7 protein-coding genes are annotated in these 13,840 nt (G+C 72.2%); 5 read left to right on the forward strand and 2 right to left on the reverse strand.

Features of this window, described 5'->3' with window-relative positions:
- Positions 1 to 289: 289 nt before the first annotated feature.
- From ACIHCM_RS10960 to ACIHCM_RS10975, 4 genes are all read left to right on the forward strand, one after another.
- Positions 290 to 1,927, forward strand: coding sequence for a TIGR02677 family protein (locus ACIHCM_RS10960; protein ID WP_399892498.1), 1,638 nt, complete (start codon positions 290 to 292; stop codon positions 1,925 to 1,927).
- Positions 1,924 to 3,195, forward strand: coding sequence for a TIGR02678 family protein (locus tag ACIHCM_RS10965; protein WP_399892501.1), 1,272 nt, complete (start codon positions 1,924 to 1,926; stop codon positions 3,193 to 3,195). Before ACIHCM_RS10960 ends, ACIHCM_RS10965 begins: the two co-directional genes overlap by 4 nt.
- 8 nt (positions 3,196 to 3,203) lie before the next feature.
- Positions 3,204 to 7,442 carry a TIGR02680 family protein gene (locus ACIHCM_RS10970; protein ID WP_399892505.1) on the forward strand — a complete coding sequence of 1,413 codons (4,239 nt, stop codon included), beginning with the start codon at positions 3,204 to 3,206 and terminating at the stop codon, positions 7,440 to 7,442.
- 176 nt (positions 7,443 to 7,618) lie between these two features.
- Complete coding sequence (locus ACIHCM_RS10975; RefSeq protein WP_399893375.1) at positions 7,619 to 8,791, forward strand: TIGR02679 family protein; 1,173 nt, start codon at positions 7,619 to 7,621, stop codon at positions 8,789 to 8,791.
- A 186-nt stretch (positions 8,792 to 8,977) separates the two neighbouring features.
- Here the strand turns inward: ACIHCM_RS10975 and ACIHCM_RS10980 are convergent, their stop codons facing one another.
- Positions 8,978 to 10,507, reverse strand: coding sequence for a helix-turn-helix domain-containing protein (locus tag ACIHCM_RS10980; RefSeq protein WP_399892508.1), 1,530 nt, complete (start codon positions 10,505 to 10,507; stop codon positions 8,978 to 8,980).
- A gap of 64 nt (positions 10,508 to 10,571) precedes the next feature.
- The gene (locus tag ACIHCM_RS10985; protein ID WP_399892511.1) at positions 10,572 to 10,769 is read right to left on the reverse strand and encodes a DUF4236 domain-containing protein; all 198 of its coding nucleotides are present in this window, start codon (positions 10,767 to 10,769) and stop codon (positions 10,572 to 10,574) included.
- A gap of 306 nt (positions 10,770 to 11,075) precedes the next feature.
- On the opposite strand from ACIHCM_RS10985, the gene acnA reads away from it, so the two are divergent.
- Complete coding sequence (gene acnA, locus ACIHCM_RS10990; protein ID WP_399892514.1) at positions 11,076 to 13,793, forward strand: aconitate hydratase AcnA; 2,718 nt, start codon at positions 11,076 to 11,078, stop codon at positions 13,791 to 13,793.
- Positions 13,794 to 13,840: the final 47 nt, after the last annotated feature.

The following is a 13,840-nucleotide window of genomic DNA, read 5'->3' on the forward strand; positions in this document are numbered from 1 at the left end:
CCCTCGGTGACCGTGGTCCACCGGCCTTCCCGTGTGCCGTCCCCGCCTCTTGCACTCCGACTTCAGTGGGCGTCCGTTCCTGGTCTTCCGGCCTAGCGCACCGTTTCCACCACGTCGCGGACCCGGTGAATCCTAGTCGTGGCCGCCGACAGCGGGTACGTCCCGGACGGCGGTGGTGACGGCCGGCCCGGAGCCTGATGGCGCCGTGCTGCGGAGTGGTGCCCAGTGGGGCAGCAAAATCAGACATCCCGTACAGCCGCGGGCACCGGTCCGGAACAATGGGCCGACGATGACCTCCGAGATCTCCCAGACTGCCGAATCCGTCGACTACACCCCGTTCGCCCACCTCACCGCCCCCAACGCCCCTCTCTACCGCCAGGTCATGCGGGCGTTCCTCGCCGCCAAGGAGAGGTTCGCGGTGCATCTGCGGCCGGAGGACGTGTACGCCGTCCTGGACGCGGGGGACAGGCCCGCCGGCCTCGAAGCGGTGACGCAGGCGCTGGACAAGCTCGTGGAGTGGGGCAATCTGCGGGCCGACCCGGACCACGCGCGGGTGACGGCGGTCGAGGACTTCTACCGACGTCGGTTCATCTACCAGCTCACCCGGGCCGGTGAGGCGGCCGAGGCGGCACTGGGGACGTACGACGAGGTGCTGGGGCGGCGGGGCGAACTCCAGGCGGTCGCGCTGCACGACATCGTCACGCAACTGCGGGCGCTCCTGGTGATCGCCGCGGAGGACGAGCCCGACCCGGCCAAGACGTACGTCGCCCTGTCCGTGCTGACGGCGCGGTTCACCGACCTCGCCGACAACGCCCGCGCCTTCATGGGCTCGCTCCAGCGCACCATCGACCTGCACGACATCGAGGTCGAGGCGTTCCTGGCCTACAAGGACCGGCTGATCCAGTACCTGGAGCGCTTCATTCAGGACCTCATCACCCTCGGCGGGCGGATCGCGCTGCTGATCGGGGAGCTGGAGGAGCAGGAGCGGGTCGGTCCGCTGCTGCGGCTCGCCGCCGCCCGCGAGGCCGCCGACGCCGCTCCCGAGGACGCCGGGCGGGCGGAGGCGGTGGCGTACGAGCGGTGGGCCGCGCGGTGGTCCGGGCTCGCCGAGTGGTTCGTGTCGGGGGAGGGACGGGAGTCGCAGGCCAGACTGCTGCGCGGGCGGGCCCTCGGCTCGATCCCGCAGCTCCTGGCCGTCGTACGGCAGCTCAACGAGCGGCGGGCCGGACGCTCGGATCGCTCGGCCGACTTCCGCACCCTGGCGCGCTGGTTCGCCCAGGCCCCGGACGACGAGGCGCGGCACCGGCTGTGGCGCGTGGCGTTCGGGCTGTACTCCTCCCGGCACCTCACCGTCGATGCCGACAGCCTCGCCGAGCGGACGGCCTCACCGGAGTCGGCCGCCACCCCCTGGAGTGAGGCGCGATCGCTCAGGATCAGCCCCCAGTTGCGCCGCACCGGAAGCTACGAACGGCGCGGCAGGCCGCGCCGGGTGGCCGACCGGGGCGAGGCCAAGCGCCGGCTCGCCGAGATCGCCGCACGGCAGACGGAGGAGACCAGACGGGCACGGGACCGTCTCGTGACGGACGGTCCGGTGCGGCTGTCCCGGCTCGGCGGACTCGACCCGCACGCCTTCCAGTTGTTCCTGCGGCTGCTCGGCGACGCGCTCGCCACCTGGCGGCCGGGCACCATCACCACAGTCGCCACCAGCGGGGACGGTTCGATGGAGATCCGGCTGACCGCCCTCGACGACGGATCCACGGCCGAAGTGCACACCTCCGACGGCGTGTTCAGCGGCCCCGACCACCTGATCGACATCGTCGACCTCACAGTGGGGCAGGGCGACCGCGCCGCCGCACCGCCATCGGCACCCGTTCCCCTCCCCGCCCCCCGACGGGACACCGCCCCCCAGCTCACGGAGGACCGATGAGCGGCCCCCTGGCCGAAGTCCTGGACGGTCAGCGGCAGGCCGACCTCCAGAAGGCCGCACGCGCCCTCTTGAAGGAGCCGCTGCTCACCGCCGAAGGGCCGTACGCCGACGAGTTCCGGCTGGTGCGCCGGCACACCGCCGAGCTGCGGGCGTGGTTCGAACGCAACGTCGGCTGGACGCTACGCACGGACGCCGATGCCGCACGGCTGCGCAAGACGCCGGGGACCCTCACCGACGCCACGCACCCGGCGCGCGAGGCCGCCCGCAGCGCCCTGCCCTTCACCCGCCGCCGCTACGTCCTGCTCTGCCTGGCCCTGGCCGCGCTGGAACGGGGCGAGTCGCAGGTGGCGCTCGGACGCCTCGCCGAGCAGGTCGTCCTGGCCGCCGCCGATCCCGAACTCGTCGCCGCGGGGATCACATTCACTCTGGAGCGGCGCGACGAGCGCCTCGACCTCGCGGCCGTCGTCCGTCTGCTGCTGCGACTCGGGGTGCTGCGGCGGGTGGCCGGCGACGAGGACGCCTACGTCAGCGGATCGGGCGACGTGCTGTACGACGTGCGGCGGCGTGTGCTGGCCGGGATGCCCGCGTCCTTGCGGGGTCCCTCCATGGTCGAGGCCGAGGGCTTCGCGGAGCGCCTGGTGGAGATGACCGCCTGGACCGCGCTCGACAGCGAGGAGCTCAGGTTCCGGGCGGTCCGCTGGAAGCTGACCCGCATCCTCCTGGACGACCCGGTGCTGTACTACGACGACCTGACCGACGACGAACTGGCCTACCTCACCCGGCAGCGCGGCTTCATCACTGCCCGCATCAACGAACTGACGGGACTCGTCCCGGAGATCAGGGCCGAGGGCATCGCCATGGTCGACCCGCTGGACGACCTCACGGACGTACGCATGCCGGAACAGGGAACTCACGGTCACATCACCCTGCTGCTGGCGGAGCACCTGGCCCGGGCGGGCGGGCCCGTCGGACCGGCGGAACTGGCGGCTCGCCTACGTGAACTGACCGTGGAGCACAGCGGGTTCTGGTCCAAGTCGGCGCGGGAACCGGGAGCGGAGCCCGAACTCGTCGAGCAGGCGCTGACCAAGCTGGTGGCGCTGGGACTCGCCGAGCGCACCGAACAAGGCGTCGTACCGCGGCCCGCCCTCGCGCGATACGCGGTCGGCGAGCCCGTGGTCAGGGAACCCGGACGGGCCCGCCGGCCCGCCACGACCGAGCAACCCGGGCAACCTGTGCAACCCGCGCCGCCCGTGCAGGACGAAAGGTGAACCGCCCCGTGACCGCGCTCCCCGGCCCCGAGTACTCCGGACCCGCGCTTCCCGCTCCCGCGCCCGGCCGGTGGCGGCCCCTGCGCATCGGACTCGTCGACCTCTTCCACTACGACGTCGAGGAGTTCTGGTTCCGCGACGGCCGGCTGCTGCTGCGCGGCAACAACGGCACCGGCAAGTCGAAGGTGCTCGCCCTCACCTTGCCGTTCCTCCTGGACGGTGACCTCTCCGCCCGCCGCGTCGAACCCGACGGCGACCCGGGCAAGCGCATGGAGTGGAACCTCCTCCTGGGCGGCGCGCACCCCCATCCCGAACGGCTCGGCTACACCTGGATCGAGTTCGGACGCCTCGACGACAGCTCGGGAGAGGCGCACTTCCGCACGCTGCTGTGCGGACTGAAGGCGGTCGCCGGACGCGGCATCGCCCGCCACTGGTTCGCGGTCACCGGCCAGCGGATCGGCGCCGGCCTCGACCTGCTGGACGCGACCGGGACGGCACTCTCCCGGGACCGGCTCGCCGAGGCCGTCGGCGGCCACGGCATGGTGTACGACACGGCGAAGGCCTACCGCAGGGCGGTCGACGAAGCCCTGTTCGGACTGGGGGAGCGGCGCTACGGTGCCCTCGTCGACCTCCTGATCCAGCTGCGCCAGCCCCAGCTGTCCAAGCGCCCCAGCGAGGCGGCCCTGTCCCGGGCACTGACCGAGGCGCTGCCGCCGATGGACCAGGCGGTCGTCGCCGACGCGGCGGAGGCGTTCCGGTCGCTGGACGAGGAGAAGGAGGAACTGCGGGCGGCCCGCGAGGCCGAACAGGCGTCCTCGGCGTTCCTCGACCACTACCGCCGCTACGCCCGCCTCGCCTCCCGGCGCCGCGCCCGCCTGCCCCGCCGCGAACACGCCCGGTACGAGAACCTGCAACGGGAGCTCGCCAGGGCACAGGCCGACCGAGACCGGGCCTCAGCGGAACGCGAGGAGGCCGCGTCGAGGGGCATCGCCCTCGACGAGCGGGCCGCGCGACTGGCCGCTCAGAACGTCGCGCTGCGGTCCCGGCCCGAGATGCGCGACGCCCGCGCGCTCGACCGGGCGGCGGACGACGCCTCCCGCACGGCCGCGGAGCTGAAGCGGGCCGAGACGGACCGGCGTACGGCGGCCGAGGCGCACACCCGGGCCCTGGGCCGGCTCGCCACCGCGGAGGGCCGGCTCACGGCCGCCCGGGAGGCACTGGACGGGATCCGGGACCGGGTGGCCGAGAGCGCCGCGGCCGCCCGGCTCGACCTCCCCAGGACGGAGGGAGCCCCCGACGCGGTGCTGCGCCGGGAGGCGGACGAGGCGACCGCGAGCAGGCGGCGCGCCGTGGAGCACGTGGCGGAGCTCGTCACGCGGGCCGAGCAGGCCGAGGAGCGGCACCGTGCCGCTCGGCTGCGCGCCGACGAGGCCGACGAGGAGGTCGTGCACGGGGAGGAGCGGCTGACCGAGGCGGAGGAGGAGGTCGCCCTGGCAGGGCGGGCCCTGGTCACAGCCGTGCGGGAGTGTCTTTCCGGGTGCGTCGAGCTGCGGGTGTCCGGGCTGCCTGCGGTCCTGGACGCCGTACAGGACTGGGTGGGCTCTCTGGACGGCCCGCTGCCGGCCCGTACCGCGGCGAGCGAGGCGCATCGCGCCGCCGCCTCCCGCCTGGCCGACCGGGCGGCCGGACTGACCCACCGCGAGGCGGCGACGGCGGAGCGGCTGCGGCAGGCGATGGCGGAAATGACCGCCCTCGAAACGGGTGGGGAGCGCGGCCCCGCGGCTCCCTCGACGCGCACACCCGGCGTACGGGACCGGGGCACCGGCGCTCCGCTGTGGCGCCTCGTCGACTTCCGACCGCACGTCACCGAGACCGACCGCGCGGGACTGGAAGCCGCGCTGGAGGCGTCGGGGCTGCTCGACGCCTGGGTGCGGCCGGACGGCTCCGCGGTCGCGGCGGACGGCCATGACGTCATGCTGGACCCGGTCGGGCTGCTGGGCGGGGCCGGCCTCGACCGCGCGCTGTGCCCGGCGGTCGATCCCGTGGACGCGGGGGCCGCCGCCGTGGGAGAGGAGACGGTCGCGCGTCTGCTCGCCTCGATCGGGCTGGCCGCGGGCGACGGCGACGGGGCAGGCGGGGCCTCCTGGGAGGCCGGCGGCCACGACACCTGGGTCTGCGCGGACGGGCGCTTCCGCGTCGGGGCGCTCACCGGAAGCTGGGCCAAGGACAGCGCCCAGTACGTGGGGGAAGGGGCACGGGAGCAGGCACGCCGCGTGCGCATCGGGGAACTGCGCGCCGAGATCGACGACCTGACGGCGGAGCGGGAACGACTGGCCGAGGAGTCACGCGCCGTGGCCGGACGCCGTGCCGCGCTGGACACCGAACTCGCCGCACTGCCCGGCGACGACGACCTGCGGCACGCCCACGCACGCGTCACCGCCGCGGCCGAAGCGGTCCGTCGCGCCCGCGCCCGGCGGGACGAGCGGGCTGCGGAGCTGGCTCCGGCGGCGGAGCGGGCCGATCGTGCGGCGGCCGAACTCGCCGGCACCGCGGCGGCCCTGAACCTCCCCGCCGACCACACGGCACTGGGCGCCGTGCGCCAGGCGCTCGCCGACCACACCGCCCTCCTGGCGGCCCTGTGGCCCGCACTGCGCGAACGCGCGGAGGCCGAGCGCGCGGTGACCGGTGAGCGGGAGGAGACCGGCCGGGCCGAACTCCTCGTGTCCGAACTCGCGGAGCGCGCCACGGAGGCGGCCCGGGCGGCCGCGGCGGCGGACGAACACCTCACGACGCTGCGCTCCACCGTCGGAGCGGCCGTCGCCGAGCTGCAGAGGCGACTGGAGGAGACGGCTGAGGCGGCCCGGGTCTGCGAGCAGGAGCAGCGGCAGGCCCGGGCGGAGCACGGTGACGCCGACCGGCGGGTCAGCCGCGCCGAAGGACGCATCGAACGGCTCGCCGAGGACGTCACCGAGGCGACCGCCGCGCGTGAGGAAGCCGTTGCGGCACTCCAGCGGTTCGCCGCGACGGGGCTGCTCGCCGTCGCGCTGCCCGATATCGACGTACCGGACGACGGCGGAGCGACGTGGGCGGCGACCCCCGCCGTCGCTCTCGCGCGGGCCGTGGAGTCCCGGCTCTCCTCGATCGATGACACCGATGCGGCCTGGGAGCGCGTGCAGAAGCGGCTGAGCGAGGAGTTCGGCAGGCTCCAGGACGCGCTGTCGCGGCACGGCCACACCGCCACCGCCCGCCCGAGCGAGGACGGCATGCGGGTCGACATCGTCTACCAGGGCCGGGAACGGGCCGTGCCCGAACTGGCCGAGGCACTGGCCGTGGAGGTCGCGGAACTGACCCGCATCCTGTCCGCACGCGAGCGCGAGATCCTCCAGACCCATCTGATCACCGAGGTCGCCGGGACGCTCCAGGAACTGATCGGGGCGGCCGAACGGCAGGTGGCTGCCATGAACAGGGAGCTGGAGGAGCGCCCGACCTCCACGGGCATGAAGCTGCGGCTGGTGTGGAGAGCGTCCCGCCGGGCCCCGCAGGGACTGGCCCAGGCCCGGGAACGGCTGCGTCAGTCCGCTGACGCTTGGTCGCCCGAGGACCGGGTCGCGGTAGGCGCGTTCCTCCAGGAGCAGATCGCCCACCGGCAGGCCGACGACAGCGCCGGCAGCTGGCTGGAGGACCTCACCGCCGCCCTCGACTACCGGTCCTGGCACGAGTTCGGCGTCGAACGCCACCAGCACGGCAAGTGGGTCCCGGCCACCGGACCCGCCTCGGGCGGGGAGCGGGTACTGGCCGCCTCCGTGCCCCTGTTCGCCGCCGCGTCCTCGCACTACGCGAGCGCGGGCGGCGCGCACGCCCCACGCCTGGTCACCCTGGACGAGGCGTTCGCCGGCGTCGACGACGACTCGCGCGCCAAGTGCCTCGGTCTGCTCCGCGCCTTCGACCTCGACGTCGTCATGACCAGCGAACGCGAATGGGCCTGCTACCCCCAGGTGCCGGGCATCGCCATCGCCCAGCTCTCCCGCGTCGACGACATCGACGCCGTACTGGTGACGCGGTGGGAATGGGACGGCAGCGAACGGCGGCGCGGTACGGAGCCCGGTGCCCGGGCGGGCACTTTTGCGGTGGCTGCCGGAGCCGGAGGGTCCGGCGAGTGGCCCGACGGGTCTGTGAGTCCCTCCCGTGAGCCAGGGCGGACCGCCGTGGTCGACGGTGCCGGCGGACAGGGGGCCCTGTGGACGTGAACCAGGCGGCAACCCCGCCTGACCGCGACGGAGGCCGGGCGGCGCCCGCACGCAGGCTACCGCCGGACGCGACCGCGGACGAGGCGCCGAGGGGGCCTGCACCGGCACAGGCCCGGACCGACGTCGACACCGAGCGCCTCGGACGCCTGCTCGGCGATCCCGGCCTCACCTGGTTCGTGGACCGCGTGCGGCGGCGCATGGCACGCGGCCGGCCGTTGACGGGCTCTGTTACCTTGTCCGACCCCGACGAACCTCAACGGCGCGCTGCCGAAAGCCTGCTGGGACGGGCGCCACGCTCCAGTGGCTCCCTCGGCATTCGCCTCGACACCGTGGATGAGATCCTGCGTCGCTCCGGTGTCAGCCCCGGCGGACTGGCGGTGGCCGTCGTCTCCCTCACCGGCCCGGTCGTACTCCAGGCCGAGACACGGAACAGGGAGGAACGGGCCTGGGAGGAGGCGTACGCCCCGCTGGGCATCCTCGACGCGGAGCTGGCCCACTGGGCCGAGCGAATCCGCCGTGACGGTCTCGTACGGCGCCTCGCCCGTACGCCGGAGGTCGCGGGCCCCCTGGTGGAGGCCGCCGTGCGCGCGTTGCGTGCGCTGCCGGCGTCACCTCCGACTTCGCGGGCGACGTTCGCGGCGCGGAACCTCTCGGGCGCCCATGCGCTGGACGAGGGGACGCCGCTCGCCACTCTCGTCCTGTCCGGCATCCGTTGCCTCACCGGCTTCCCCGACGGCTCCGGTGCGCAGTGGCGGCGGGAGGCGTGGGCCTCGGCGGGCTTGCTCAAGGACGACCTGTCCTCGACCGTCCTCACCCTCAACATGCGCGGTACTCCACCCCTGGACTGGATGGCCGACGCGGGGGAGCCGGCGGTGCTGACGCTCCGCTCCCTCACCGGTCTCGCACCGGTTGTCTCCGTTCCCGCGGCGGGGACCGTTCACATTTGTGAGAACCCGGCCGTGCTGTCCGCGGCCGCCGACACCCTCGGCCCCGTGTGCCCGCCCGTGGTGTGCCTCCAGGGGCAACCGTCGGCCGCCGCGCTCACCTTGCTGCGCGATCTGTCCGCTCGGGGAGCCCGCCTTCTCTACCACGGCGACTTCGACTGGGGCGGTGTGCGCATCGCCGCAGCACTGGCGCGAAGCGTGCCTTGGCAGCCGTGGCGCTACACGGCCGTCGACTACCGAGCGGCAGTGCCCGCAGTGGCCGAGGCCCCCGACCTGACGGGCCCGCCCGCCGCAACGCCCTGGGACCCCGCCCTGGCCGTCGCGCTCGCCGAATGCGGTGTCCGGGTCGAGGAGGAAACGGTGTTGGACGACCTGCTCACAGACCTTGACGCGGGTGCCCGCTGAGGCGCCTTCTGCGAGCGCGGCGGGCGCAGGACCGGACGAGTACCGAGCCATCGACGCGATGAACGCTCTGCGTGGCGGCCGGAAGCCCGGCCGTAAGCCGCGGAGCAGTCCAGAGGCGCCGCCACCCCCCGTCTCACCGCACGTTTCTGCGGGCTACCAGGGCGTGACGGCGCCTCCTCAGTGCTTTCAGATGTCCCGGAAGATCTCGATCTGCGCCCCGATCGAGTTCAGCCGCTCGGCCAGATCCTCGTAACCCCGGTTGATGACATACACGTTGCGCAGCACGGACGTGCCGTCGGCCGCCATCATCGCCAGCAGGACGACCACGGCGGGGCGCAGGGCAGGCGGGCACATCATCTCGGCGGCGCGCCAGCGGGTCGGGCCCTCCACCAGGACGCGGTGGGGGTCCAGGAGCTGGAGCCTGCCGCCGAGGCGGTTCAGGTCCGTGAGGTAGATGGCCCGGTTGTCGTACACCCAGTCGTGGATGAGCGTCTTGCCCTGTGCGACCGCCGCGATCGCCGCGAAGAACGGGACGTTGTCGATGTTCAGGCCGGGGAACGGCATGGGGTGGATCTTGTCGATCGGCGCCTCCAGCTTGGAGGGCCGCACGGTGAGGTCCACCAGCCGGGTACGGCCGTTGTCGGCGACGTACTCGGGGGTGCGGTCGTGGTCGAGGCCCATCTCCTCCAGGACCGCCAGCTCGATCTCCAGGAACTCGATCGGCACCCGGCGCACCGTCAGCTCCGACTCGGTGACCACGGCGGCGGCGACCAGGCTCATCGCCTCGACCGGGTCCTCGGAGGGGGAGTAGTCCACGTCGGCGTCGATGGTCGGCATGCCGTGCACGGTGAGCGTGGTGGTGCCGATGCCCTCGACCTTGACGCCGAGCGCCTCCAGGAAGAAGCAGAGGTCCTGGACCATGTAGTTGGAGGAGGCGTTGCGGATGACCGTCACGCCGTCGTGGCGGGCGGCGGCGAGCAGCGCGTTCTCCGTCACCGTGTCGCCGCGCTCGGTCAGGACGATGGGGCGGTCCGGCCGCACGGACCCGTCGACCACGGCGTGGTACTGGCCCTCCGTGGCGGTGATGTCCAGACCGAACCGGCGCAGCGCGATCATGTGCGGCTCGATGGTCCGCGTGCCGAGGTCGCAGCCGCCGGCGTAGGGCAGCTTGAAGTGGTCCATGCGGTGCAGCAGCGGGCCGAGGAACATGATGATGGAGCGGGTGCGGCGGGCCGCCTCGGCGTCGATGGAGCCCAGGTCCAGATCGGCCGGCGGCACGATCTCCAGATCGACGCCGTCGTTGATCCAGCGGGTGCGGACGCCGATGGACCCGAGCACCTCCAGGAGGCGGTACACCTCCTCGATGCGGGCGACCCGACGCAGCACCGTGCGCCCCTTGTTGAGCAGCGAGGCGCACAGCAGCGCCACGCACGCGTTCTTGCTCGTCTTCACGTCGATGGCCCCGGAGAGCCGGCGGCCGCCGACCACCCTCAGGTGCATCGGGCCGGCATAGCCCAGAGAGACGATCTCACTGTCGAGAGCCTCACCGATTCGGGCGATCATCTCAAGGCTGATGTTCTGATTGCCGCGCTCGATGCGATTGACGGCGCTCTGGCTGGTGCCGAGCGCCTCGGCAAGCTGCGACTGCGTCCAGCCCCGGTGCTGCCGGGCGTCACGGATGAGCTTGCCGATGCGTACGAGGTAGTCGTCTGCCATGAGGTTGAGGCTATCTCAGATATGAGATGGCGCCTTCTGGGGGGTCCAACAGGGTGACGAACCGTCAACGCCGCCGCGCCGAACGGGTCCTGCGCCATCCGAAAGGTCCGGGCAGATCCATCGATGTCGTACGACGTCCGGTGCTGCTGTGAGTGTGACGCGGGCCGTTCTTGCCGCCCGTGGTGATGGACCAGGAGCGCCGGTTGATGTTCAGCCGCACCCCGGGCAGGATCTGGAAGCTCTTACGGAACGTGAGTGGCATCTGCGCCTCCATTCAGTGCTCGCCGGCCTTCCCGGCTCACCTTCGGTTACCCCGGCTCGGCGCACTGATGACCGAAAGAAAGCGGAGTCCCGGAACGGGCGGGGCGAAGGAGATCACACCGGGTCCGGGCATGACCGTCCCGCCCCCATGTACTAGAGTTATCTCGACATCGAGATATCTGCCTAGGCGCACCGCGGCTGCCCACCCCAGTAAGGGTTACCTAACTTAGCCTTACCTCAGCGGATTGGCCAAGACGGCGTGGCGGCAGGATGCGGTGGTACGCGCACATGAATGAAGGAGACTGTCGTGTCGGCGAACAGCTTCGACGCCCGCAGCACGCTGCAGGTGGGCGACGAGTCGTACGAGATCTTCCGCCTGGACAAGGTGGAGGGCTCGGCCCGGCTCCCCTACAGCCTTAAGGTCCTGCTGGAGAACCTGCTCCGCACCGAGGACGGCGCGAACATCACCGCCGACCACATCCGCGCCCTCGGCACCTGGGACTCGCAGGCCCAGCCGTCCCAGGAGATCCAGTTCACGCCTGCCCGCGTGATCATGCAGGACTTCACCGGTGTCCCCTGTGTCGTCGACCTCGCCACCATGCGCGAGGCCGTCAAGGAGCTCGGCGGCGACCCGGCGAAGATCAACCCGCTGGCCCCGGCCGAGCTGGTCATCGACCACTCCGTCATCGCCGACAAGTTCGGCACCAACGACGCCTTCAAGGTGAACGTCGACCTGGAGTACGGCCGCAACAAGGAGCGCTACCAGTTCCTGCGCTGGGGCCAGACCGCCTTCGACGAGTTCAAGGTCGTCCCGCCCGGCACCGGCATCGTGCACCAGGTGAACATCGAGCACCTGGCCCGCGTCGTCATGGTCCGCGACGGCAAGGCCTACCCCGACACCCTGGTCGGCACCGACTCGCACACCACCATGGTCAACGGCCTCGGGGTCCTCGGCTGGGGCGTCGGCGGCATCGAGGCCGAGGCCGCGATGCTCGGCCAGCCGGTCTCCATGCTCATCCCGCGCGTCGTCGGCTTCAAGCTCACCGGTGAGCTCAAGCCGGGCACCACCGCCACCGACCTGGTGCTCACCATCACCGAGATGCTGCGCAAGCACGGCGTCGTCGGCAAGTTCGTCGAGTTCTACGGCGAGGGTGTGGCGGCCACGAGCCTCGCCAACCGCGCCACCATCGGCAACATGTCGCCGGAGTTCGGCTCGACCGCCGCCATCTTCCCGATCGACGACGAGACGCTGAACTACCTGCGCCTGACCGGCCGCTCCGACCAGCAGGTCGCGCTGGTCGAGGCGTACGCCAAGGAGCAGGGCCTGTGGCTGGACCCGGCCGCCGAGCCGGACTTCTCCGAGAAGCTGGAGCTCGACCTCTCCACGGTCGTCCCGTCCATCGCCGGCCCCAAGCGCCCGCAGGACCGCATCGTCCTCGCGAACGCCGCCGAGCAGTTCAAGCAGGACGTCCGCAACTACGTCGACGCCGTGGACGAGGCGGGCCAGGAGTCCTTCCCGGCCTCCGACGCCCCGGCCGTCGCCCCGAACGGAGCCCCGTCCAACCCGGTCACCGTGACCGCCCCCGACGGCACCTCGTACGAGATCGACCACGGTGCGGTGACGGTCGCGGCCATCACCTCCTGCACCAACACCTCCAACCCGTACGTCATGGTCGCCGCCGCCCTGGTGGCCAAGAAGGCGGTCGAGAAGGGCCTGACCCGCAAGCCGTGGGTCAAGACCACCCTCGCCCCGGGCTCCAAGGTCGTCACCGACTACTTCGAGAAGGCGGGCCTGACCCCCTACCTCGACAAGGTCGGCTTCAACCTCGTCGGCTACGGCTGCACCACCTGCATCGGCAACTCCGGCCCGCTGCCGGAGGAGGTCTCCCAGGCCGTCAACGACCACGACCTCGCCGTCACCTCGGTCCTCTCCGGCAACCGGAACTTCGAGGGCCGTATCAACCCCGACGTCAAGATGAACTACCTGGCGTCCCCGCCGCTGGTCGTCGCCTACGCGCTGGCCGGCTCCATGAAGGTGGACGTCACCAAGGACGCCCTGGGCACCGACCAGGACGGCAAGCCGGTCTACCTCCAGGACATCTGGCCGACCGAGGCCGAGGTCAACGACGTCGTCGCGGGCGCCATCGGCGAGGACATGTTCTCCAAGTCCTACAGCGACGTCTTCGCGGGCGACGCCCAGTGGCAGGCGCTGCCGATCCCGACCGGCAACACCTTCGAGTGGGACGCCGAGTCCACCTACGTCCGCAAGCCCCCGTACTTCGAGGGCATGCGGATGGAGCCGGACCCGGTCCAGGACATCGCCGGCGCCCGGGTGCTCGCCAAGCTGGGCGACTCGGTCACCACCGACCACATCTCCCCGGCCGGTGCCATCAAGGCCGACACCCCGGCCGGCCAGTACCTCACGGAGCACGGCGTCGAGCGCCGCGACTTCAACAGCTACGGCTCCCGCCGCGGCAACCACGAGGTCATGATCCGCGGTACGTTCGCCAACATCCGCCTGCGCAACCAGATCGCGCCGGGCACCGAGGGCGGCTACACCCGCGACTTCACGCAGGACGGCGGCCCGGTCTCCTTCATCTACGACGCCTCCCGCAACTACATCGAGCAGGGCATCCCGCTCGTCGTGCTCGCGGGCAAGGAGTACGGCTCCGGCTCGTCCCGCGACTGGGCGGCCAAGGGCACCGCGCTCCTCGGCGTCAAGGCCGTCATCGCCGAGTCGTACGAGCGCATCCACCGCTCCAACCTCATCGGCATGGGTGTCCTGCCGCTGCAGTTCCCGGAGGGGCAGTCCGCGGCCTCCCTCGGCCTGACCGGCGAGGAGACCTTCTCCTTCACCGGCGTCACCGAGCTGAACGACGGCACCACGCCGCGCACGGTGAAGGTCACCACCGACACGGGCGTCGAGTTCGACGCGGTCGTCCGCATCGACACCCCCGGTGAGGCCGACTACTACCGCAACGGCGGCATCATGCAGTACGTGCTGCGCAGCCTGATCCGCAAGTAAGGGGTCGGGTCACGGCGATCGGGCCGCATCCCCGGGCACGGGGGTGC

The organism is Streptomyces sp. NPDC052023 (assembly GCF_044548465.1).
In the GTDB taxonomy this organism is placed as follows: Bacteria; Actinomycetota; Actinomycetes; order Streptomycetales; family Streptomycetaceae; genus Streptomyces.

Coding starts and splice junctions, on each gene's coding strand:
- ACIHCM_RS10960 (WP_399892498.1), top strand. CDS start 290: ATGACCTCCGAGATCTCCCAGACTGCCGAATCCGTCGACTACACCCCG.
- ACIHCM_RS10965 (WP_399892501.1), top strand. CDS start 1,924: ATGAGCGGCCCCCTGGCCGAAGTCCTGGACGGTCAGCGGCAGGCCGAC.
- ACIHCM_RS10980 (WP_399892508.1), bottom strand. CDS start 10,507: ATGGCAGACGACTACCTCGTACGCATCGGCAAGCTCATCCGTGACGCC.
- ACIHCM_RS10985 (WP_399892511.1), bottom strand. CDS start 10,769: ATGCCACTCACGTTCCGTAAGAGCTTCCAGATCCTGCCCGGGGTGCGG.